The sequence below is a fragment of the Pseudogemmobacter bohemicus genome (assembly GCF_003290025.1).
GTDB classification, from domain to species: Bacteria; Pseudomonadota; Alphaproteobacteria; order Rhodobacterales; family Rhodobacteraceae; genus Pseudogemmobacter; species Pseudogemmobacter bohemicus.
Genome location: NZ_QNHG01000003.1, coordinates 416,155 through 435,852 on the forward strand (window position 1 = coordinate 416,155; position 19,698 = coordinate 435,852).

At 64.6% G+C, this 19,698-nt stretch carries 23 protein-coding genes; 14 read left to right on the top strand and 9 right to left on the bottom strand.

Going from position 1 to position 19,698, the window contains the following annotated elements; translation table 11 throughout:
* Nucleotides 1-24: 24 nt before the first annotated feature.
* The 5 genes from DRF71_RS16835 to era all read left to right on the top strand — a co-directional run bounded on the left by DRF71_RS16835 (nt 25) and on the right by era (nt 3,295).
* Nucleotides 25-228: a hypothetical protein gene (locus DRF71_RS16835; RefSeq protein ID WP_112311704.1), complete on the top strand. Its 204-nt coding sequence runs from the start codon at nt 25-27 to the stop codon at nt 226-228.
* Between the two features lie 7 nt (nt 229-235).
* Nucleotides 236-637, top strand: a complete 402-nt coding sequence (acpS, locus tag DRF71_RS16840) for a holo-ACP synthase (protein ID WP_112311705.1) — start codon at nt 236-238, stop codon at nt 635-637.
* A 217-nt stretch (nt 638-854) separates the two neighbouring features.
* On the top strand, nt 855-1,664 hold the full coding sequence (gene lepB / locus DRF71_RS16845; protein WP_112311706.1) for a signal peptidase I: 810 nt from the start codon (nt 855-857) through the stop codon (nt 1,662-1,664).
* Between the two features lie 4 nt (nt 1,665-1,668).
* Nucleotides 1,669-2,376 carry a ribonuclease III gene (gene rnc, locus DRF71_RS16850; protein ID WP_112311707.1) on the top strand — a complete coding sequence of 236 codons (708 nt, stop codon included), beginning with the start codon at nt 1,669-1,671 and terminating at the stop codon, nt 2,374-2,376.
* Nucleotides 2,369-3,295 (top strand): GTPase Era, encoded by a 927-nt coding sequence (gene era / locus DRF71_RS16855; protein ID WP_112311708.1) that lies wholly within the window; start codon nt 2,369-2,371, stop codon nt 3,293-3,295. Before rnc ends, era begins: the two co-directional genes overlap by 8 nt.
* Nucleotides 3,296-3,308: 13 nt before the next feature.
* Here the strand turns inward: era and DRF71_RS16860 are convergent, their stop codons facing one another.
* Nucleotides 3,309-3,503: a hypothetical protein gene (locus DRF71_RS16860; RefSeq protein ID WP_112311709.1), complete on the bottom strand. Its 195-nt coding sequence runs from the start codon at nt 3,501-3,503 to the stop codon at nt 3,309-3,311.
* Nucleotides 3,504-3,590: 87 nt separating this feature from the next.
* Here DRF71_RS16860 and DRF71_RS16865 point away from each other — a divergent pair, with 87 nt between their 5' ends.
* The 3 genes from DRF71_RS16865 (at nt 3,591) to DRF71_RS16875 (ending at nt 6,160) form a co-directional block, all read left to right on the top strand.
* Complete coding sequence (locus DRF71_RS16865; protein ID WP_112311710.1) at nt 3,591-3,926, top strand: DUF1491 family protein; 336 nt, start codon at nt 3,591-3,593, stop codon at nt 3,924-3,926.
* 155 nt (nt 3,927-4,081) lie between these two features.
* Nucleotides 4,082-4,876, top strand: coding sequence for a DNA repair protein RecO (gene recO / locus DRF71_RS16870; RefSeq protein WP_198672248.1), 795 nt, complete (start codon nt 4,082-4,084; stop codon nt 4,874-4,876).
* Nucleotides 4,877-4,900: 24 nt separating this feature from the next.
* Complete coding sequence (locus DRF71_RS16875) at nt 4,901-6,160, top strand: MFS transporter (RefSeq protein ID WP_112311711.1); 1,260 nt, start codon at nt 4,901-4,903, stop codon at nt 6,158-6,160.
* Nucleotides 6,161-6,228: 68 nt separating this feature from the next.
* Here DRF71_RS16875 and DRF71_RS16880 read toward each other — a convergent pair whose 3' ends face one another.
* The 3 genes from DRF71_RS16880 to DRF71_RS16890 form a co-directional block, all read right to left on the bottom strand.
* Complete coding sequence (locus tag DRF71_RS16880; protein WP_112311712.1) at nt 6,229-7,896, bottom strand: acyl-CoA dehydrogenase family protein; 1,668 nt, start codon at nt 7,894-7,896, stop codon at nt 6,229-6,231.
* A 126-nt stretch (nt 7,897-8,022) separates the two neighbouring features.
* The gene (locus DRF71_RS16885; protein WP_157971130.1) at nt 8,023-8,574 is read right to left on the bottom strand and encodes a DUF3859 domain-containing protein; all 552 of its coding nucleotides are present in this window, start codon (nt 8,572-8,574) and stop codon (nt 8,023-8,025) included.
* 82 nt (nt 8,575-8,656) lie between these two features.
* The gene (locus DRF71_RS16890) at nt 8,657-9,472 is read right to left on the bottom strand and encodes a protein-disulfide reductase DsbD domain-containing protein (RefSeq protein ID WP_112311714.1); all 816 of its coding nucleotides are present in this window, start codon (nt 9,470-9,472) and stop codon (nt 8,657-8,659) included.
* Between the two features lie 230 nt (nt 9,473-9,702).
* Between DRF71_RS16890 and DRF71_RS16895 the strand changes: the two genes are divergently transcribed.
* From DRF71_RS16895 to rpsD, 4 genes are all read left to right on the top strand, one after another.
* Nucleotides 9,703-10,260, top strand: coding sequence for a YqgE/AlgH family protein (locus DRF71_RS16895; protein WP_112311715.1), 558 nt, complete (start codon nt 9,703-9,705; stop codon nt 10,258-10,260).
* Nucleotides 10,261-10,397: 137 nt separating this feature from the next.
* Nucleotides 10,398-10,961 (top strand): hypothetical protein, encoded by a 564-nt coding sequence (locus DRF71_RS28705; protein ID WP_232831559.1) that lies wholly within the window; start codon nt 10,398-10,400, stop codon nt 10,959-10,961.
* The gene (locus tag DRF71_RS28710) at nt 10,930-11,499 is read left to right on the top strand and encodes a Hint domain-containing protein (protein ID WP_232831560.1); all 570 of its coding nucleotides are present in this window, start codon (nt 10,930-10,932) and stop codon (nt 11,497-11,499) included. Before DRF71_RS28705 ends, DRF71_RS28710 begins: the two co-directional genes overlap by 32 nt.
* 228 nt (nt 11,500-11,727) lie before the next feature.
* Nucleotides 11,728-12,348 carry a 30S ribosomal protein S4 gene (gene rpsD / locus DRF71_RS16905; protein ID WP_112311716.1) on the top strand — a complete coding sequence of 207 codons (621 nt, stop codon included), beginning with the start codon at nt 11,728-11,730 and terminating at the stop codon, nt 12,346-12,348.
* 221 nt (nt 12,349-12,569) lie between these two features.
* Here rpsD and DRF71_RS16910 read toward each other — a convergent pair whose 3' ends face one another.
* Nucleotides 12,570-13,139, bottom strand: coding sequence for a gamma-glutamylcyclotransferase (locus DRF71_RS16910; RefSeq protein ID WP_232831561.1), 570 nt, complete (start codon nt 13,137-13,139; stop codon nt 12,570-12,572).
* Nucleotides 13,140-13,204: 65 nt separating this feature from the next.
* Here DRF71_RS16910 and DRF71_RS16915 point away from each other — a divergent pair, with 65 nt between their 5' ends.
* Nucleotides 13,205-14,236 carry a DUF2125 domain-containing protein gene (locus DRF71_RS16915; RefSeq protein ID WP_112311717.1) on the top strand — a complete coding sequence of 344 codons (1,032 nt, stop codon included), beginning with the start codon at nt 13,205-13,207 and terminating at the stop codon, nt 14,234-14,236.
* Between the two features lie 18 nt (nt 14,237-14,254).
* Here the strand turns inward: DRF71_RS16915 and DRF71_RS16920 are convergent, their stop codons facing one another.
* The 4 genes from DRF71_RS16920 to DRF71_RS16935 form a co-directional block, all read right to left on the bottom strand.
* A complete protein-coding gene (locus DRF71_RS16920) occupies nt 14,255-15,484 on the bottom strand; it encodes an extensin-like domain-containing protein (protein ID WP_112311718.1) in 1,230 nt (409 codons plus the stop codon).
* A gap of 67 nt (nt 15,485-15,551) precedes the next feature.
* Nucleotides 15,552-16,502 (bottom strand): prephenate/arogenate dehydrogenase family protein, encoded by a 951-nt coding sequence (locus tag DRF71_RS16925; RefSeq protein WP_112311719.1) that lies wholly within the window; start codon nt 16,500-16,502, stop codon nt 15,552-15,554.
* Entirely contained in the window at nt 16,499-17,584 is a 1,086-nt protein-coding gene (gene hisC, locus DRF71_RS16930; protein ID WP_112311720.1) for a histidinol-phosphate transaminase, read from the bottom strand. The genes DRF71_RS16925 and hisC overlap by 4 nt, the downstream gene beginning before the upstream one ends.
* 64 nt (nt 17,585-17,648) lie before the next feature.
* Nucleotides 17,649-18,179 carry a TIGR00645 family protein gene (locus tag DRF71_RS16935; RefSeq protein ID WP_112311721.1) on the bottom strand — a complete coding sequence of 177 codons (531 nt, stop codon included), beginning with the start codon at nt 18,177-18,179 and terminating at the stop codon, nt 17,649-17,651.
* A gap of 310 nt (nt 18,180-18,489) precedes the next feature.
* Here DRF71_RS16935 and DRF71_RS16940 point away from each other — a divergent pair, with 310 nt between their 5' ends.
* Nucleotides 18,490-19,698 carry a biopolymer transporter ExbB gene (locus tag DRF71_RS16940; protein WP_112311722.1) on the top strand — a complete coding sequence of 403 codons (1,209 nt, stop codon included), beginning with the start codon at nt 18,490-18,492 and terminating at the stop codon, nt 19,696-19,698.

A 19,698-nucleotide genomic window follows, 5' to 3' on the forward strand; every position in this document is an offset into this window, starting at 1 on the left:
AGATACAAGGGACCTTGCCATATCGTGACGGTCGGCGAGAATCAGGGCTTTGCGGGCCTCTCGCTGCGCGATGCCAGGCTGACGCCCGGCCGGAATGGTGAACCGCTGCCTGAGGCGGGTGCCGCTGTCACAGAAGGCTATTCTCGTGGGGAAGAGATGAAGATGGGATATGGGCTCGACATTCACATGGCATCAGAAACGGGCAATGTCGCGGTAACCTTGAAATGAGACAAGAATGATCCTGGGCATCGGCACCGATCTCGCCAATATCGACCGCATCGCGGCGGTGCTTGACCGTCATGGCGACCGGTTTCGCAACCGCGTCTTTACGCCGCTGGAACAGCGCAAGGCGGAAAGCCGGCGCGAGATCGCGGCCACCTATGCCAAACGCTGGGCCGCGAAAGAGGCCTGTTCCAAGGCGCTTGGCACCGGGCTCAGGATGGGCATCTCCTGGAAAGACATGGCGGTCTCGAATCTCGCAACCGGGCAGCCGGTGATGGCGGTGACCGGCTGGGCCGCCGAGCGCCTCACGCAGATGACACCGCCGGGCCATGAGGCTCTGATCCATGTCACGCTGACCGATGACCATCCCTGGGCCCAGGCCTTCGTGGTGATTGAGGCCAGGCCGCTGCGCTGAAGGGCGGCGGCGATAAGAATGAGTATTTAAGTCAAGAGGAAGATGCAGGTCTTTCCTCTTGACTTAAATACTCCCGCCGGAGGCGCAGGCCGGGCCGGGGCACCCACGCCTCCCGCTTCTACACCGGCAATTGACCCGCCCAAAACCGGGCGCGGCTTGACAGGTCTCTCCCTCCGGCGCAAGAAGCGGCCCGATACAGCGCGGAAGGCTTGAGAATATGGCGAAGGCAAAGGGCGAGACCAGCGGCATCGTCGAGACGGTCAAAACTGTTTTCTGGGCACTGGTCATCGCGGGCCTGTTTCGCACGCTCTTCTTCCAGCCCTTCTGGATTCCGTCTGAATCGATGAAAAGCTCGCTGCTGGTCGGCGACTTCCTCTTCGTCAACAAGATGGCCTATGGCTATTCGAAATATTCCTGCCCCTTTGCCATGTGCCCCTTCGAGGGGCGCATCCTCGCCTCCGAGCCCCTGCGCGGCGATGTCGTCGTCTTCCGCAACCCCAATACCGGCGATGATTTCATCAAGCGCCTGATCGGCCTGCCGGGCGACCGCATCCAGATGAAGGATGGCCGCCTGATCCTCAACGATGTCGAAGTGCCGCAGGTGCCGGACGGGATCTTCTCCGAGACCTATGGCCCCCAGGGGCCTATGAAGAATTTTCCGCTTTGCGAGAATGGTGCGGTCGGGATCGGTGGCAGCTGCGAGAAATCGCGTGCGATCGAGACCCTGCCGACCGGCGAGGGTGAGGCGACCCGCTCTTATCCGGTGCTGAATATCCGCGACACGCGCGGCCTGCCCGACAATACCAATGTCTATACCGTGCCTGCCGACCGTTACTTCTTCATGGGCGACAACCGCGACAACAGCCAGGATTCGCGCTTCCAGCCCGGTCTCCAGGGCGGTGTCGGCATGGTCCCGGCCGAATACCTGATCGGCCGCGCGGATCGCATCGTCTTCTCTTCTGCAGGGAAGAGCCTGTGGTATTTCTGGACCTGGCGCTCTGATCGCTTCTTCCAAGGGATCAACTGAGCCCATGCGGCTCTCTGCCGATCTCAAGGCGTTCCAGACCCGTATCGGGCATGAATTCGCGCAAGGCGAGCTGCTTGTGCGGGCCGTCACGCATCCCTCTATCGCCACGCCCACCCGGCCCGACAATCAGCGGCTGGAATTTCTGGGCGACCGGGTGCTGGGCCTTGTGATGGCCGAGGCGTTGCTGGCCGCCGACCGCACGGCCAGTGAGGGTCAGCTGGCGCCGCGTTTCAACGCGCTGGTGCGCAAAGAGACCTGTGCCGAGGTCGCGCGCGAGATCGGGCTTGGTGACGTGCTGCGGCTGGGTCGCTCGGAAATGCTCTCGGGCGGGCGCCGCAAAGAGGCGCTGCTGGGCGATGCCGCCGAGGCGCTGATTGCGGCTGTTTATCTTGATGCCGGGTTCGATGCGGCGCGGGATCTGGTGCTGCGGCTCTGGGGCGGGCGGGTCGGCGCAGTCGAGCCTGATGCGCGTGATCCGAAATCGGCTTTGCAGGAATGGGCTCAGGCGCGCGGCATGGCTCCGCCGAAATATACCGAGACCAGCCGCTCTGGCCCCGATCACCAGCCGCTGTTCACGGTCAGCGTTTTGCTGGACAATGGCGCGACTGAACTGGCGAAGGCCGGCTCGAAACGGGCGGCGGAACAACTTGCGGCAGCGGCGCTGCTGAAACGGCTGGAGGCCGGCGATGACAGAGATACCGGCAATGACTGAGACATCCGAAGGCACCCGCGCAGGCTTTGTCGCGCTGATCGGCGAGCCGAATGCCGGCAAATCGACTTTGCTGAACCGCATGGTCGGCGCGAAAGTCTCCATCGTCACCCATAAGGTGCAGACGACGCGCACGCGCATCCGCGGCGTCTGTATGGAGGGTGAGACCCAGATTGTTTTCGTCGATACGCCCGGCCTCTTCCGCCCGCGCCGCCGGCTTGACCGCGCGATGGTCAAGGCAGCCTGGGGCGGCGCGGCCGATGCCGATATCGTGGTGCTGCTGATCGAGGCGCATCGCGGGTTGACCGAGGGCGCGCAGGCGATCATCGACCGGCTGGCGGGGGAACTTCCGAAGGACCGCCCGGTGGCGCTGGCGATCAATAAGATCGACAAGGTCAGGGCGGAAAAGCTGCTCGGCCTCGCCGAAGAGATGAACGGCGCCTATCCTTTCGCGAAGACCTTTATGATTTCGGCTGAAAAGGGTTACGGCGTCGATGATCTGCGCGAATGGCTGGCGCGGGAACTGCCCGAGGGTGCCTGGTTCTACCCCGAGGATCAGCTGGCGGATCTGCCGCTCCGGATGATCGCCGCCGAGATGACGCGCGAGAAGCTGACGCTCAGGCTCCATGAGGAACTGCCCTATCAGCTGACCGTCGAGACCGAGAAATGGGAAGACCGCAAGGACGGCTCCACCCGGATCGACCAGGTGGTCTATGTCGCGCGCGACGGCCATAAGGGCATCGTGCTGGGCAACCGGGGCGAGACGATCAAATCCATTGGCCAGGCGGCGCGGGCCGAGATTAAAGAGTTCCTCGACCGCGAAGTTCATCTGTTCCTGCAGGTCAAGGTGCGCCCGAACTGGCAGGAAGAGAAAGAGCGTTATTCCGAAATGGGGCTGGAATTCAAAGACGGCGACGCCTGACCCGCGCCTGTCGTTAGGCCTGGCGCGAAAGCCCGCGTTTCAGCGCCGCCCAGACCAGCCAGATCACCCCGCCCGCACCGATGGTTCTGGCTGAGCCGCGCAGAACCCGGTCCTGGCCCAGCCCCTGCGGATCCTTCCGCATCGCAAAAGCCGCGATTGCGGCTGTGATCAGCGCAAAGATCGCGCCGCCAGGGGACCGTTTCGTCATTGCCTCGCCTCCGCTGTCGCAGACTGCTACTGTGGGTATGGGGCTTGTAGACGAGACTGCCAGCAGCGTTTTCGGAAAGGCGTGTAAATGTCGAGGCTGACCGCCGAATTCTGGGTCCAGGCCTATCTGCGGCGCCTTGGGCTGGCCGATATCCCGGCCTATGTGACGGCGAAAGGGGACGCGACCGCCGGGGCGGTGATGGTGAAGCTTGCCACCCTGGATGGAGAAGCGCAGGCTTTTGAGCGCCGCACCGATCTGATAACGGGCGGGCGGCAATGGATGACCTATGCAAACGGCCCCGAGCGCGACGTCGACGAGGCGCTCACCCGGGCCCGGACCCGCGACCCCGATCTCTGGATCATCGAGATCGAGGATCGGGCAGGGCGGACATTGCTCGATGAGCCAGGCCTTGCCGGCGACTGAGCCTCAGGCCGGCTGCGGAAGCCTCCGGCGGGGATATTTAGAGACAGATGAATGCCGCTTTTCATCTGTCCTTAAATATCCCGGGGGGGCTCCGGCAGGAGACGGGGGCAGCGCCCCCTCTTGCGTCATAGGCCACCAGGCACGAAGTTCGGACAATGATGGAATGGCGTGATCAGGCCCTGGTGCTGGCGGCAAGACCCTATGGGGAAACCTCCGCCATTCTGACCGTTTTTGCGCGTATGCATGGCCGGGTATCCGGCTTCGTCCGGGGCGGTGCGTCGCGGCGCATCGCGGCGCATCTGCAGCCCGGCAATGAGCTTGACGTGAGCTGGCGCGCGCGGCTTGAGGATCAGCCCGGCAGTTTCCGGATCGAGCCGCTCCGCTCGCGGGCGGCGCTCTTTGCCGACCGGCTGGCGCTGGAGGGGATGAGCGCGGTCACCGCACTTTTGCAGCTCTGTCTGCCCGAGCGGCAGCCGCATGCCGCGCTCTGGCAGGAGACGCAGGATCTGCTGGATCAGATGATGCGGACCGGTCCCAGCAATGCCGGCTGGCCGGCGCATTATCTGCTATGGGAACTGCGGCTGCTGGCAGAAATCGGCTATGGCCTGGATCTGAGCACCTGTGCGGTGACCGGTGCCGGCGCGGGGCTGGCCTATGTCAGCCCGAAAACCGGGCGGGCGGTTTCGGTTCAGGGTGCCGGGGCCTGGGCGGACCGGCTTTTGCCCCTGCCGGCTTCGCTGGCGGCGGGCGGGATGCCGGTGGATGCGGATCTGGTGCCGGGGCTCCGACTGACCGGGCATTTTCTGGCGCGGGAAATGCTGCAGGCCGAGCGCCCGCCCGGCGAAGGCGAGGCTCAGGCCCGCCCCGGCTTGCCAGCGGCGCGGGAGAGGTTGATCGCGCTGCTCGCGCGTCGGGATGCGGCGACGGAGGGGCTGGCCCCGCCCGATTGATATGCGCGACAGCGCGTGTCGCAAATGACGCAGACCATATCCGTCTTTCGCAGTCTGGTCAGCCTCATGGCCCTGCACGATCTTCCCCTTGTTCTCAGGCACAGCCCGACCCCTAAGGCCGAGCATTTCGCCCTGCTGGCCGGGCTTGAGGCTGCGGTGCGGGGCATGCTGGTTTCGGCGATGCCGGTCGCGGTTTACGAGATCCTTGGCGATGCGCAGAAGACGTCGATTGCCTATCTGATCGCCGGTTTTGTCGCCCTGTTCTGGGGGCTGATGGTGCCGGGTATGACCCGCTTTGTGCCCCGGCGCTGGACCTATACGGGCGGTGCGCTGCTTTATCTGATCGGGACGGCGCTGGCGGTGACAGGCACGCCCGCGACCATGTCGCTGGCGCTGATCTGCAATGCGATGGCGACGGCGACCGTGTTCATCTGCCTCAATGCCTATGTGCTGGATTATGTTGATCGCAACCGCCTTGGCCACAGCCAGGGGGTGCAGATGGCCTATGCGGCCATTCCCTGGGCGGTGGGCCCGGTGCTTGGGGTCTGGCTGCATGACCAATGGGCGCCGGCGCCCTTTCTGCTGGCCGGGTTCTTCGCCCTGGTGCTGATTGCGGTATTCTGGCGGCTGCGGCTGGGGAACGGGCGCCAGATCGCCCGGGCGCGGCGCCCGGCGGTCAATCCGCTGGGATTTCTGGGGCGGTTCCTGCATCAGCCGCGTCTGATCGCAGGATGGACATTCGCGGTGGTGCGCTCCTGCGGTTGGTGGGTCTATATCGTTTATCTGCCGATCTATTGCGTCGAGGCGGGCTTAAGCGACAAGACCGGCGGCATCGTGCTGTCGGTGTCGAATACCTTTCTCTTCATCGCGCCGGCGATCAACCGCCATGCACGGAGGCTTTCGGTCCGCCGCTCGGTCAGGCTGGCCTTCATGGCGGGCGGGCTGTTGCTGCTTGCGGCGGCGATGCTGTCCTTCCTGCCCTGGATCACGGTGGCGCTGTCGCTGATGGCGAGCTTTTTCTTCGTGACGCTGGATGTGGTGGGTGGATTGCCGTTCCTTATGTCGGTCAAACCGTCCGAGCGCACCGAAATGGCGGCGGTCTATGCCAGTTTTCGCGATGTCTCGGGGATTATGACACCGGGGATCGCCTGGCTGGTTCTGTTCGTCGCGCCGGTCCCCGGGATTTTTGTGGTGGCGGGGCTGGCATTTCTGGGCTGCTGGTGGATTGCGGGCACGCTCCACCCGCGGCTTGGGGTGGAACGCCCGTCGCGGGGCGGGACGTAACCAATTTCTTCAAAGAAATTGGTCCGGTTTTCGATGCGAAAACCGCGCCCCTGGCCAGCCGCGCGCGTTTAGTCCAGCAGGCGCCGCGCGATGACCTGGGCCTGGATTTCCGCGGCCCCTTCGAAGATGTTCAGGATCCGCGCGTCGCAGAGGATCCGCGAGATGCGGTATTCCAGCGCGAAGCCATTGCCGCCATGGATCTGCAGCGCATTATCCGCCGCAGCCCAGGCCACACGGGCACCGAGCAGCTTGGCCATCCCGGCCTCAAGGTCACAGCGCTTGTCGTGATCCTTCTGCCAGGCCGCGAAATAGGTCAGCTGCCGGGCGACCATCACCTCGACCGCCATCATCGCGAGTTTGCCACCAACCCTCGGGAACTCGACCAGCGATTTCCCGAATTGCCTGCGGTCCTCGGCATATTGCAGCCCCGACTCCAGCGCCGATTGCGCCACGCCGATCGCCCGCGCCCCGGTCTGGATCCGCGCCGATTCAAAGGTCTGCATCAGCTGCTTGAAGCCCTGGCCGGGTTGGCCGCCCAGCAGGTTCTCCGCCTTCACCTTGAACCCGTCAAAGCCCAGCTCATATTCCTTCATGCCGCGATAACCGAGCACCTCGATCTCGCCGCCGGTCATGCCGGGTGTGGGGAAGGGGGCCTCATCGGTACCCGGTGTCTTCTCGGCCAGGAACATCGACAGCCCGCGCCAGTCGGTGGTCTCGGGGTCGGTGCGGGCCAGCAACGTCATCACATGGGTGCGCGCGGCATGGGTGATCCAGGTCTTGTTGCCGGTGATCTCCCAGCCCTCTTCTGTCCGGGTTGCGCGGGTGCGCAAAGACCCGAGATCCGAGCCGGTATTCGGTTCGGTAAACACCGCCGTCGGCAGGATTTCCCCCGATGCCAGTTTCGGCAGCCACTGCGCCTTTTGCTCGGGCGTGCCGCCGCAGAGGATCAGTTCTGCCGCGATTTCCGAGCGGGTCCCCAGCGAACCCACGCCGATATAGCCGCGCGAAAGCTCTTCCGAGACCACCACCATCGAGGCTTTCGACAGGCCGAAACCGCCGAATTCTTCAGGGATGGTCAGGCCGAAGACGCCCATTTCGGCCAGTTCGCCGATCACCTCCATCGGGATCAGCTCATCCTTGAGGTGCCAGTCATGCGCGACCGGGATCACCTTCTCATCGGCATAGCGGCGGAACTGGTCGCGGATCATTTCCAGCTCGGCGTCCAGCCCCGAAGCGCCGAAGGTCGCCCGTGCCTTGTCCTCGCGCATCAGCGCGACCAACCGCGCGCGCGCTGCCGGGCTGTTGCCGGCAGCGATCAGCGCCTGTGCCTCTTCGCCCGGCTCATAGCTCAGCCCGAGATCTGACAGCCGCGCGATCTCGTTCTGGCTCATCGGGATGCCGCCCCGGATCTGCGCCAGGTATTCGCCGAAGCCGATTTGCAGGATCAGCGCTTCAATCTCGCCAAAGCGCCCCTGTTCCTCCAGCCGCCCGGCCCAGGCATCCAGCTGGCGCAGCGCCTCGACATAGGTGGCCAGCCAGGACAGCGCATGGGCGGCGAATTGCTCTTGTTCCAGCCGGGTGACGCTGATCCTGCCGCCCTCGGTCACCCGCGCGCGCAGCGCCTCGCGGCCCGCCGCGAAAAGCTGGTCCAGCCCCGGCAGGCTGGCCGAGGTCAGGTGCCTCAGGCCGGAAAGCAGGGTTGCGGTATGGGTGGCGGGTTGACCATCATGGGGCATGGCTGGCTCCGATACTGGCTGGGACGGGTCGGGTTTCGCCCGAATCCCTAGCGTCTTCGCAGTTGCAGCGCAATATCATTTCGTAATATTGCACATCGGAGTTCTAAAATGTCGCCGAGAATTCAATCAGGAGGTTGCGCCGCAGGCATTCGTGATCTCGGGACGGGCTGCTGCGGGCACGACCTCGAACTCCACCCGGTAGAGCATTTCGCCCCGGTCCCAGGCCTCAAACGCCCAGATGCCGGGGATCAGCTCGCTGTCCTCGTCAAAGCGGAAGAAGCTGTTCACCTCGCCGGAACCGGTGATCGAGGTGATCCAGGTCTCGGGTTTCGCGCGGCCGGGGCGGTAGACGCGGGCCTCGGCGGCCCCGGTCACCTCGCCCGGTGCGGCGATCACCCTTATGCCGAAGGCGAGGCCGATGCTTGCTGGCACTACATTCTCATCGGGCCAGTGGAAGTCGATCCGGTCACGCGGCACATGCAGCCAGCCGGCGATCGTGTCCGGTGCCGGGGCGCGGTCCATTGCCTTCAGCGCGCAGAAAATGCCCCATTCGACCGCAGCCACTCCGGGCGACAGCACCGGTGGCCGGGCGGTTGGCAGCCCGGGCGTCTCGGCCAGCGCTGGTGCGGGGGCGCAAAACACGGCCAGGAGCGGCAGGATAACGCGAAGGGGGCGCATAAGAAGGACCATGGCGGCAGAGAACATCCCGCAAGGGTCGGGTTCAAGCCCGGAATAGAGCCGCCGCCCGGAAGGGCGACATTCAGCCGCCGGGGCAGCCGCGCAGCTCTGCCGCGTCCTTGTCCGAAACCACAGTGACGATTACGCCCGAGCGGTCCAGCGCGAAGGGCTGACCCGAGGGCGGCACCAGATCCGCCACGGCGGTCAGCACCTTGCCCTCACGCGTCGCGGTTGCCGCCGAGACCCAGACCGATTTATCGGCGGTCTCAATAGCGACGGCCTCATTCCTGCCGAGCGCCGGCACTGTCACTTTGGCGGTCAGCCGCAGCCCGTCGGAAATCGGCTCGACCGCGCAGGTGATCGCGGAAAGCCCGGCCTCCTTGCCGGTTTTCGGCCGTTTCGCCAGCGCTGCGTCGATCAGCGGATCGCGTGCGCCGGGCATGGTCAGGTCGGCATCCAGATCGACCTCTGCCGGCAGGCAGATGTCGCGGCAGATGCCCATATCCATATTGACCACCAGCCGGATCGGGCGCGAGGGATCTTCGGGGGTCAGCTCGACCGGCAGGATCAGCTGCTCCTTGTAACCGATGGTCTGCATGCCATTGGTGTGGAAGATTGTCGGGGCGGGCCAGTGGATGCGCACCGATTTCAGGTTGACGGACCCGGACCAGTCGAAAGACGGCGGGATACCGGCCTCGCCGGGGCTGCGCCAATATGTCTTCCATCCGGGGGCCAGATCCAGCCGCAGCGCCGCCATGCGGGTGCCCTCGGCCGTGGTCCAGCCGTTCAGCACCGAGGCTTGCAGCACCTTATCCTGCGACATATCCCACGCCTGCGCCGCAAAGGGCTGGGCGGCAAGGCAGGCGGCGGCAAGCGCAAGGGCGAGGATCCTGGTCATGGCGCCCAAAATAGGCAGCGGGGCGGTGGTGTGAAATCACAAGCAGGCGACGAGCCTGTGTCTGTTGCGAAAGTGCCTCAGTGACGGGCTACGGTATCACAGTGTCCCGGACGCGGGGCTGATGCGCCGGGGTCGCTCTTGCGGAATTTACTGCCCGGCCCGCATATTCCGGCGCGCTTTCCCTTGAGTGGCGGGGCTTTGCGCCCCATCCTCGGCTCCGGAGGTGCGCCATGGAGCTTGCAGGCAAGGTTCTGATCGCGATGCCGGGGATGGAAGATCCCCGTTTTGCCCATTCGGTGGTGCTGATCTGCGCGCATGGACCCGACAGCGCCATGGGGCTGATCATCAACAAACCCTCGGAAGAGCTGGATTTTCAGAACCTGCTGAAACATCTGGGCATTGCGCCCACGGTATCGGCGCGGCCCATCTCGGTGCGCTTTGGCGGTCCGGTCGAGCGCGGACGCGGATTCGTGCTGCATTCGCCGGACTGGCAGGGGGCAGAGGCCTCGGTGATGGAGCTCCCGGGAGGGCTGCGGCTGACGGCAACGCTCGACATCCTTGAGGCGCTGGCGCGGGGCGGCGGGCCGGAACAGGCGCTGCTGGCGCTTGGCTATGCCGGTTGGGGGGCGGGGCAGCTGGAAAGCGAGATCCTCAGGAATGACTGGCTGATCGCGGATGCCGGCCCGGATCTGATCTTTGACCCGGCCGATGGTGCGAAATGGGCGCGGGCAATGCGGATGAACGGCATCGACCCGCTGACGCTGTCGCCGGTGGCCGGTCGGGCCTGAGCCCCGCATATGTCTGCCTGCGCAGGTCCCCGCAAAATTTCCGTGGCGCAAATTCCGGCGTGCAAATTTCTGTGGCGCGGTGATTCGCGCCCTGCTATCCTTTTGCCATAAAACAAAGAACGAGCAGGCAGACAGGCATGGCAACGGGCTCAAGGGCTACGTTCGTCATTTCCTGGGCACAGACAGAAGCAGATGGCTATCAGCCGGCTTTGCCGGTGCTGATGACGGCCGGCGTCAGCTGGCGCTGGTCGGGCGAAGCGATGCGCGTGGACGCGCCGCGCGATATTTTGCTGCTGCAGGATGCCCTGGGAATGGCCGAGATCAGGCAACGCGCCTCCCGCATTGTCGGGCGGCTGACCGGACTGCCGGTGGGCACCAAATGGCCGCCCGCCGCCGGCAGGGCAGATCCGGCCGAAGGGCCGGAGCTCCCGGCGCAGAGTTTTGTTGTCACCGATGGCATCCGCTGCTGGACCGCTGCGATCCTGCAGGGGCAAAGCGATCTGGCGGCGGCTGATTTTGCAGGATGGCTGCTGGCCTTCGAGGGGGGGATGCCACCCAAAGACCGCGAACTCTGGCTGGTGCGCAGCCGTTTCGGCCCCGAGGCCGTGCGCGAAAGGGGGGGGCGTCATCTGCTTTACCGCCGGGACCCGTATCCTGACCCCCGGCGGCATGGTTGCGGTGGAAACGCTCTGCCCGGGTGATCGGGTGATCACCCGCGACAATGGCCCGCAAGAGGTGCTCTGGACCGGCCGGCGCCATATGTCCGGCGCGCGGCTGCATGCGATGCCGCATCTGCGTCCGGTGCGGATCTGTAACGGCGCTTTCGGAGAGGGCGCCTTTGGCGAAGGCCGCCCGGATGGAGATCTGCTGGTCTCGCCCTCGCACCGGATCCTGATGCAGGGCAGGGTGGCGCAGGCGCTGTTCAATTGCGACGAGGTGCTGGTGCGCGCCGGCGATCTGATCGACGATCACCGCATCCGCACCGATCTGGCGCTGCGTGATGTCACCTATCATCATATCCTGCTCGGGCGTCACGAGATCCTCTTTGCCAATGGCGTCGGCGCCGACAGTTTCCATCCCGGAGAGGCGGATCCGGCGGGGCTGGACAATGGCGATTATGCCAGGCTCTGCGCGCTGTTGCCCGGGATCAGGCAGGATCCGATGCGCTATGGCGATTTCGCGCGGCGGGGCCTGTCCCCGGCCGAGGCGGCGTTGTTTCTTTACGAGATGCGGGCCTGATACGAGATGCGGGCCGTCGCCTTTGCAGGGCTTCAGCGCTTGACTCCCCCCTTGCGGGATGTATAAGCACGCCACGCTCCCGGGTTCACGCCCGGGGCTTTTCATTGGTGTTGGTGGCTTTCGCAAGAAAGACCCTGTCGCCCCCGCCGCAAGGCTTCCGCAAGGATCCAGGGGGAAAGGACAACGCCCTTCCTTGCCCGCCAGGGCAGCATAACGAAGGAGATCAGCGTGACCAAACGGACCGCTGCCAAGTATAAAATCGACCGCCGTATGGGCGAGAATATCTGGGGCCGCGCCAAGTCGCCGCTCAACAAGCGTGAATATGGCCCCGGCCAGCACGGCCAGCGCCGCAAGGGCAAGCTGTCGGACTTCGGGACCCAGCTGCGCGCCAAGCAGAAGCTGAAAGGCTATTACGGCGACCTGACCGAAAAGCAGTTCCGCCGAATCTATTCCGACGCCGAGCGCGTGACCGGTGACACCGGTGAGAACCTCGTGGGCCTGCTCGAGCGCCGCCTCGACGCGCTGGTCTACCGCGCGAAATTCGTCGCAACCATCTTCGCCGCGCGTCAGTTCGTGAATCACGGCCATCTGCTGGTGAACGGCAAGCCGGTGAACATCGCCTCCTACCGCCTGCGCGAAGGCGACGTGGTGTCGGTGCGCGAAAAATCGCGCCAGCTTGCGATCATCGCCGAAGCCATCGCCCTGACCGAGCGTGACGTTCCCGACTATGTCGAAGTCGACAATCAGAAGCTGACCGCGAAACTGGTCCGCACGCCCTCGCTGTCGGATGTGCCCTATCCGGTCGTGATGGAACCGAACCTGGTCGTCGAATATTACGCGAAGAACTGATCCTGATCCTGACCCGGATCTCAGATTTCGGAAAGGCCGCGCCGCTTGCGCGGCCTTTTCATTTGCCCGGCCCTGCGCCGCTTGCGGGCTGCGGAAGCCTCCGGCGGGGATATTTAAGGACAGATGAAAAGTCCGCTCATTCATCTGTCCTTAAATATCCCGGGGGAGTCTGCCGGAAGGCAGACGGGGGCAGCGCCCCCGCCCCCGGTCCCGTCCATCGCTCAGCCCGCGATGCCGCGCACCCTTTCCGACAGCCAGTCCAGCTCCGGATCCGCGATCCCCAGTTCCGTCAGATGGCGCGTGGTCGACCAGAGATAGTCGCGGTTCGGGCCACGCCCTCCCTGGGCATGGGCGATGATCCCCGCCTGCTCCTCCAGCCCCAGCGGCCCGGTATATTGCGCATGGTCACGGTCGACGACATAGGCAAGCGCGCCGATCTCCCCCGCCTCCGTCTCCAGCCGCAGCGAGACCTCAAGATAGGCGGACGAGACCAGTTCCCGCTCGCGCAGCATCGCGAGGGTCATGGCCTCCTGCCCCGGCTCGACCCGAAAGGCGAGCCCGTCGCAATGGCCCCCCGCATCCGCATCCAGCGCCAGCACGAGGCCGGGGCTTCCCTCGCTGCCCCGGTGATGGATCGACCACATACAAAAGCTGCGCCGCCAGCCCGGGGCGCGCGCCAGCCTGCGTTCGGCCACCGGGAATTCCGGGTTCCAGATCAGCGATCCATAGCCGAAAATCCAGAGCGGGCCAGAAACTGAATCAGTGATGGGGACGGGGGCGGCGTCGGGCAAGGCTGGCTCTCCTTTGTCTGTGCCTGTAAACACCGAAACGGGTTGTCAGGAAAAGGGGGCAGGCGATGCGCTGGCTGATCGGAATCGTTGCGGTATTCCTTACACTCTGGTGCGGCTGGTGGTTTGCCGGGCGCTATGTGATTCTCAGCCAGACCGACCAGCTGATCGCCGATCAGCGCGCTTCGGGGGCGATACTGGACCTGCCGGGTTTTGGCCTCTCGGGCTTCCCCAGCCGTTTTGACCTTTCAACCGAGAGCATCGCCTATAGCGACGCTTCCGGGCAGATCCGCTATCAGGGCGGCGCGGCCTATGTCTATTCCATGTCCTGGAAGCCCTGGCATCTGGTGTTCTGGCTGCCCGACAATCAGCTGATCACGCTTGGCGACCAGGTGCTGCAACTTGATGGCAAAAAGCTTCATGCCAGCCTGCGCGCCGCCCCTGCGCTGGATCTGCCGCTGGCGCTGGCGGCGTTCTCAGTCGAGACGCTGACCCTCACCGATGCCTCCGGGCGGTCGCTGGGCTTCGGTCCCTCCTCCCTGCGGATCGAGGCCGCCGATGCCCCGAACAGCTACCAATTCGGTGCGACGCTGACGGGGATACGGCCCGACCCGGCAATCCTTGTCGCGCTGGCGGCGACAGAGGTGCCGCAAATGCCCGAAACGCCGCTGCCGGATCAGATCGAGCGCTTTCATCTCAACACGCTCATCACCCTGACCGCGCCGCTCGACCGCTATGCGGGGGTACAGAAGCCGCGCATCGTCTCGCTTGAGATTGCAGATATGTCGCTGAGCTGGGGTGATCTGCAATTCGTGACCTCGGGCAGCATCGCTCCCGACAGCGAGGGCTTTGCCGCAGGCACCGTCACGCTGACAGTGCAGGGATGGGAACAGCTGCCGCGCCTGCTGGTTGCGACTCAGGTGATCCCGCCGAATATGGCCGGGGTCTTTGCCAGCATGCTGCGCGGCATGGCCTCGGAAAGCGGCGATCCGACCCGGGTGACGATGGATCTGGTGCTGAAAGACGGGCTGATGAATTTCGGCCCGCTGCCGCTTGGCCCGGCGCCGAAGCTGGGCCTCTTGCCTCAGCCGCAGGGCTGACAGGGGCTCAAAGGGGGCTCAGCGGCAATAGGCGCCGCTGCGATGGGCGGCGGTGTCGAAATGCAGATGGTCCTCGTGATAACCATCTGATCCCGGGCCAAGCGTGGTGCCAAAGATGCCGCAGGCGCCCTTGTGGGCCTTGCGCATTGTTTTATCGAACCCGCCCAGCACCTGGATCACCTTGCCAGAGGCGAGGCGGAAGCCGGAAATATCCACCGCCTTGCCGCGCCCGTGTTCCGAAACCTTGGCGCCTTTTTTGTTGTTTCTTGGGCGGCAGACATAATGCCCGGCCACCTGAAATTCGGTGATCTGATTGCCATAGGCGGGCTGCGCCACGCGCTCGACCCAGGTGTTCAGCGCTTTGGCGGTGGCACAGTCGATGGTCGCCGCCATTGAAAGCCGGACACCGGAAACCGAGGTCACGCGCACCCCGTCCGACAAGCCGCAGCCCTGGACTTTCGAGGTGATCGGCGCGATGTTCTCGCCCTTGATCGCAGCGACACCGCAGACCGAGCCCTTGGCCGAGGCCGGCTCTTTTAATTTCTTCTTGCCCTTGCCGACATCCTTTTCTGGCACGGTCACCGGCGATGGCGATGGCACCGGGGCAGAGGCCGAGGCCAGTTGCAAGATATTGGTCGGCTTCTGCTTTGGCCGCAGCGAGCTGACGAGAATCGAGGTATTAGCGCGTTCCGCAGCACCGGGCAGCGCCCCGGCGGCGCCAGCGGTTTCGGTCTCGGCTGCGGCCGGGGTGGCAGCTCTGGCCGCAGCCCGTTTTTCCACCGCTTCGGGCCGGGGCCGGGGTTTCAATGCGGGCGCGGCAACCGGCGCGGCGGGAAGATCCGGCCCCGCCAGCAGCGCAGCCTTTGCCGCAGCGACAGGCGCCGCCGACAGAGCCAGCGGTTGCGGCATCGAGGCCGGCAACATCTCACCGACCATGGGAGTATCCGGGGGCATATCCGCCACAGCGACTTCGGCAGCCGGTGCCTGGTTCAAGGTGCTGAGCGTGACCATATCAAGCCGCGGATTGACCGGCGGCGCAGCGATGGCCGGTTTTGCAGCCGGAATTCCGGATTCGGGTAAAGCCGGGCCGATCAACATCGCCATGGCGCGGGCTTCGGTCGTATCGGCAACCGGGGCGGTAAAAGCGGGATTGGCCGGCGGGCGGGGCGAGCGGTCCAGCGGCTCGGCCAGCGCCGGCAAAACCGCCAGCGGGCAAAGCAGCAAAAGGGCGGCCAGCCTGGCTTTCATCGCTATCTCCCCGGTTTCTCTCTGGCCTCGCCCAACTGGCAGTCAGGGCCCGGCCTTCTGCTCCGCCTCAGCCGCCGACCGGATCACCCGGCTTATGCGGGGCGGCGCGTCCGAAATCCGGTGCCGAAGTATCCTGCCCGGCCTCGATGATGCCACGACGGATTTCACGGGTACGGGAGAAATAGGCGTGAAGCTGCTCACCCTCGCCCATGCGGATCTGGCGTTGCAGCATGAACAGCTCTTCGGTGAAACGCCCGAGGATGTCGAGCACCGCATCCTTGTTGGTCAGGAAAACATCGCGCCACATGGTCGGGTCCGAGGCGGCGATGCGGGTGAAATCGCGAAAGCCCGAGGCGGAATATTTGATCACCTCTTCCTGCGTCACGCGGCGCAGATGGTCGGCGACCCCCACCATGGTAAAGGCGATCAGATGCGGCGTATGCGAGACGACCGCCAGCACCAGATCATGGCGCTTCGGGTCCATCTCATCGACATTGGCGCCGATGGCTTCCAGCAAAGCGCGCAGCCGGGCCAGCGGCTCGGGGTCCTGGCCTTCCAGCGGCGTCAGCAACCACCAGCGATTCTCGAACAGCGTGGAGAAACCGGAACGCGGGCCGGAATATTCGGTGCCGGCCAGCGGATGGCCCGGGATGAAATGCACAACTGCGGGCAGATGCGGCGCGACGGCCTCGATCACCGCCTCTTTGACCGAACCGACATCGGTAACCACCGCGCCCGGCTTCAGATGCGACGCGATTTCGGCTGCGATCTCGCCCATGGCGCCGACCGGCACGGCCAGCACCACCAGATCGGCGCCCTGGACCGCCTCAGCCGCGCTGTCGGTCACCCGGTCACAAAACAGCTCCAGCGCGATGCGCCGCGTCTCGTCTGAGCGGGCATAGCCCACGATCTCGGTGCAAAGCCCCTTCGCCCGCAGCGCATGCGCCATGGATGAGGCGATCAGCCCCAGCCCGATCAGCGCGACACGCGGGAAACCGGCCGGCGCGGCAGCGCTCATTGCTGCGCCTTGAACTGGTTCACGGCATGGGCGACGCGGCGACAGCTGGCCTCATCGCCGACGGTGATGCGCAGGCAGTTCGGGAGTTTATAGCCCGAGACACGCCGCACGATCAGGCCCTCTTTCTGCAGCCAGGCATCGCAGGCCTCTGCCTCGTCAGCACTGGCAAAGCGCGCGAGGATGAAATTCGCAGCCGAGACATCCGAAGGCACGCCGGCCTCAGCCAGCGCACCAGCCAGCCAGGCCCGCATCCGGGCATTTTCGCTGCGCGACTTTGCCACCCAGTCCTGATCGCGCACGGCGGCCTCGGCGGCCTCAAGCTGCGCGGTGGAAAGGTTGAAAGGCTGACGGATGCGGTTCAGCACATCAATGATATGTTTCGGCCCATAACCCCAGCCAACGCGAAGGCCCCCAAGCCCGTAGATTTTCGAGAAGGTGCGGGTCATCACCACATTCGAGCGCGTCTCGATCAGCGCGCGGCCACCGTCGAATTCCTCGACATATTCCGCATAGGCACCATCCAGCACCAGAATCGCCCGCGAGGGCAGACCGGCCGCAAGGCGCGCCACTTCGGCCGGGGCGATCATGGTGCCGGTCGGATTGTTCGGATTGGCGATGAAGACAAGTTTCGTACGCGGCCCGCAGGCGCGCAAAATCGCATCCACATCTGTCATGCGCTCGCGTTCGGGCACCTCGATCGGGGTGGCCCCGGCCGCCAGCGCACAGATGCGATACATCAGGAACCCATGTTCGGTGAACACGACCTCATCGCGCTGCCCGGCATAGGCCTGGACCAGCAGATTGATGATCTCATCCGAGCCCGCGCCGCAGATCACCCGCCCGGCATCCAGCCCATGCACCTCTGCAATGGCGTTCCGCAGAGCCGCGTGATCGGTCGAGGGATAGCGGTTCAGCGTGTGAACCGCGCGCTGGAAGGCCTCTTTCGCCCGGTCTGGCGCGCCGAAGGGGTTCTCGTTCGACGAGAGCTTCACCGCATTTGCCACCCCCGCAACCGAAGCCTTACCGCCCTCATAAAGGGCGATATCAAGGATTCCCGGTTGCGGAATGATCGCTTCGGACATCTGTGCCTCCTGCTGTCGTCCGGGTTCTAGCCTCACGCCCGCCGCAAAGCCAGAGGCGAGATGCTTATTTGCGGCTGGAATAGGATTTGGCCTGGAGCCAGTCCATCAGTGCCATCAACACGCCGGAGACAACGAAGGTGATATGGATCACCACCATCCAGTACAGCTCATCGGGGTTGAGAACCCGGGTGTCGCCGATCTCCATAAACCGCTTGAGCAGCGAGATGCCGGAAATCGCCACGATCGAGGCGATCAGCTTCATCTTGAGCCCGCCGAAATCGACCTTGCCCATCCAGCCGGGGCGATCATCGCTGTCGACATCCAGCTTGGAGACAAAATTCTCATAACCCGAAAACATGACGATCAGCACCAGATTGGCCGCCAGCGTCAGGTCGATCAGCGTCAGGGCGACGAGGATGACATCCTCGGAATTCATCGTCATCAGTTTGGGGAAGTAATAGACAATGTCGCGACCGAAGATGAAGACCAGCATGAAAAGGCTGACCACCAGCCCCAGATACATCGGCGCCATCAGCCAGCGGCTGCCGAAAAGCGTTTTCTCGAAAGCCTTCTCAACGGGATTCGGGGCGGTCATGCGGGGAGTTCTCCTGTTTGCGCCCGGGCTTCTTAGCGGGGCCGTGTGTAAAGAAAAGCACAAAGGATCGGGTTGGCGATCTGTCGCAGCCGGTGCAGGGGGCGCTGCCCCCGCCCGCCGTTCCGGCGGCCTCCCCCGGGATATTTAAGGACAGATGAATGCCGCACAAACCCGCAATTTCATCTGTCTCTAAATATCCCCGCCGGAGGCTCCGCGCTTTCAACTGCAGGCTGTCGTCAGGATTTCATTTGGCAGCGCGGCGTGGCGTGTTAAGGTCGACAAAAGCAGTCAACTCGGCAGGCATTCCTTCATGCAAAGACCCGAGGCAGCGCCGGGTTCCGGGCCGCGCGAAGCGGTCGGTACGACCTTCAGCCAGCCGATCCGTGCCATTGTAACCATGCTGATCGTCTGCGCCCTGGTGGCGGTGGGCGTCTGGTTCATGCATCAGCATCTGGAAGACATCCTGCTCACCAATCCCTGGCTGAACGGGTTGATTGCCTTTGTCTTTGGCCTTGGTGTGGTCACCTGTTTCTGGCAGGTCTGGATTCTTGCGCAATCGGTCAGCTGGATCGAGAATTATGTGCGCGAGACGCCGGGGGTTGATGAGGCCCAGGCGCCCTTGCTGCTGGCGCCGCTGGCCTCGCTGTTGAAATCGCGCAGCGGGCGAAGTCTTGCGATCTCATCCAGCTCGGGGCGGTCGATCCTTGATTCCGTGGCGCAGCGGGTGGATGAGGCGCGGGATATCACCCGTTATCTGATCAATCTGTTGGTTTTCCTTGGACTTCTTGGCACATTCTGGGGGCTGGCCACCACTGTGCCCTCGGTGGTCGACACCATTCGCAGCCTGCGGCCGGCCGAGGGCGAAAGCGGGCTGGCGATTTTCGGCAAGCTGATGCAGGGGCTTGAGGGGCAGCTGGGCGGCATGGGGACGGCGTTTTCCTCCTCGCTTCTCGGGCTTGGCGGCTCGTTGGTGCTGGGTCTGCTTGAGCTGTTTGCCGGTCATGGCCAGAACCGGTTTTACCGCGAGCTGGAGGAATGGCTCTCTTCGATCACCCGCATCGGGCTGGCCGAAGGCGAGGGCGGCGGCGATCAGTCGGCGGTGGTGATGGTGCTGGACCAGCTGGCGAGCCAGATGGAGGTGATGCAGGCGCATTATATCCAGGCCGATCAGGCGCGGGCCGGTTTGCAGCAGCGGCTGGACGGGCTGGCGCAGGCGGTGGGTCAGCTGGCAGCGGCGCAAGGCCGGCGGGATCCCGATGACGAGACGCTGACGGTGCTGCGCCGGATGGCAGAGGGGCAGGAGCGCCTGCTTGCCGCGCTGTCGAAAGCCGGCCCCTCCGGCGAGGATCCGGAAAGCCGGATGCGGCTCAGATCGATTGATGTGCAGATGCTGCGGGTGCTGGAGGAAGTCAGCGCTGGCCGGCAGGAGACCCTGGCCGACCTGCGCCATGATCTTGCACAGCTGACGCTGGCGGTGCGTCAGCTTGCCCGTCAGCCCATGCCGCCGGGGCGGGGCTAG

What these genes read in the sequence shown, in the direction of transcription:
- DRF71_RS28705 (WP_232831559.1), top strand. Translation starts at nt 10,398, where the DNA reads ATGGCAACGGGCTCAAGGGCTACGTTCGTCATTTCCTGGGCACAGACA.
- DRF71_RS16935 (WP_112311721.1), bottom strand. Translation starts at nt 18,179, where the DNA reads ATGACCGCCCCGAATCCCGTTGAGAAGGCTTTCGAGAAAACGCTTTTC.
- DRF71_RS16885 (WP_157971130.1), bottom strand. Translation starts at nt 8,574, where the DNA reads ATGCGCCCCCTTCGCGTTATCCTGCCGCTCCTGGCCGTGTTTTGCGCC.
- DRF71_RS16895 (WP_112311715.1), top strand. Translation starts at nt 9,703, where the DNA reads ATGGAGCTTGCAGGCAAGGTTCTGATCGCGATGCCGGGGATGGAAGAT.
- acpS (WP_112311705.1), top strand. Translation starts at nt 236, where the DNA reads ATGATCCTGGGCATCGGCACCGATCTCGCCAATATCGACCGCATCGCG.
- hisC (WP_112311720.1), bottom strand. Translation starts at nt 17,584, where the DNA reads ATGTCCGAAGCGATCATTCCGCAACCGGGAATCCTTGATATCGCCCTT.
- recO (WP_198672248.1), top strand. Translation starts at nt 4,082, where the DNA reads ATGATGGAATGGCGTGATCAGGCCCTGGTGCTGGCGGCAAGACCCTAT.
- DRF71_RS16925 (WP_112311719.1), bottom strand. Translation starts at nt 16,502, where the DNA reads ATGAGCGCTGCCGCGCCGGCCGGTTTCCCGCGTGTCGCGCTGATCGGG.
- DRF71_RS16940 (WP_112311722.1), top strand. Translation starts at nt 18,490, where the DNA reads ATGCAAAGACCCGAGGCAGCGCCGGGTTCCGGGCCGCGCGAAGCGGTC.
- DRF71_RS16880 (WP_112311712.1), bottom strand. Translation starts at nt 7,896, where the DNA reads ATGCCCCATGATGGTCAACCCGCCACCCATACCGCAACCCTGCTTTCC.
- rnc (WP_112311707.1), top strand. Translation starts at nt 1,669, where the DNA reads ATGCGGCTCTCTGCCGATCTCAAGGCGTTCCAGACCCGTATCGGGCAT.
- DRF71_RS28710 (WP_232831560.1), top strand. Translation starts at nt 10,930, where the DNA reads ATGGTTGCGGTGGAAACGCTCTGCCCGGGTGATCGGGTGATCACCCGC.
- DRF71_RS16865 (WP_112311710.1), top strand. Translation starts at nt 3,591, where the DNA reads ATGTCGAGGCTGACCGCCGAATTCTGGGTCCAGGCCTATCTGCGGCGC.
- era (WP_112311708.1), top strand. Translation starts at nt 2,369, where the DNA reads ATGACTGAGACATCCGAAGGCACCCGCGCAGGCTTTGTCGCGCTGATC.
- DRF71_RS16920 (WP_112311718.1), bottom strand. Translation starts at nt 15,484, where the DNA reads ATGAAAGCCAGGCTGGCCGCCCTTTTGCTGCTTTGCCCGCTGGCGGTT.
- lepB (WP_112311706.1), top strand. Translation starts at nt 855, where the DNA reads ATGGCGAAGGCAAAGGGCGAGACCAGCGGCATCGTCGAGACGGTCAAA.
- DRF71_RS16860 (WP_112311709.1), bottom strand. Translation starts at nt 3,503, where the DNA reads ATGACGAAACGGTCCCCTGGCGGCGCGATCTTTGCGCTGATCACAGCC.
- DRF71_RS16915 (WP_112311717.1), top strand. Translation starts at nt 13,205, where the DNA reads ATGCGCTGGCTGATCGGAATCGTTGCGGTATTCCTTACACTCTGGTGC.
- DRF71_RS16890 (WP_112311714.1), bottom strand. Translation starts at nt 9,472, where the DNA reads ATGACCAGGATCCTCGCCCTTGCGCTTGCCGCCGCCTGCCTTGCCGCC.
- DRF71_RS16875 (WP_112311711.1), top strand. Translation starts at nt 4,901, where the DNA reads ATGACGCAGACCATATCCGTCTTTCGCAGTCTGGTCAGCCTCATGGCC.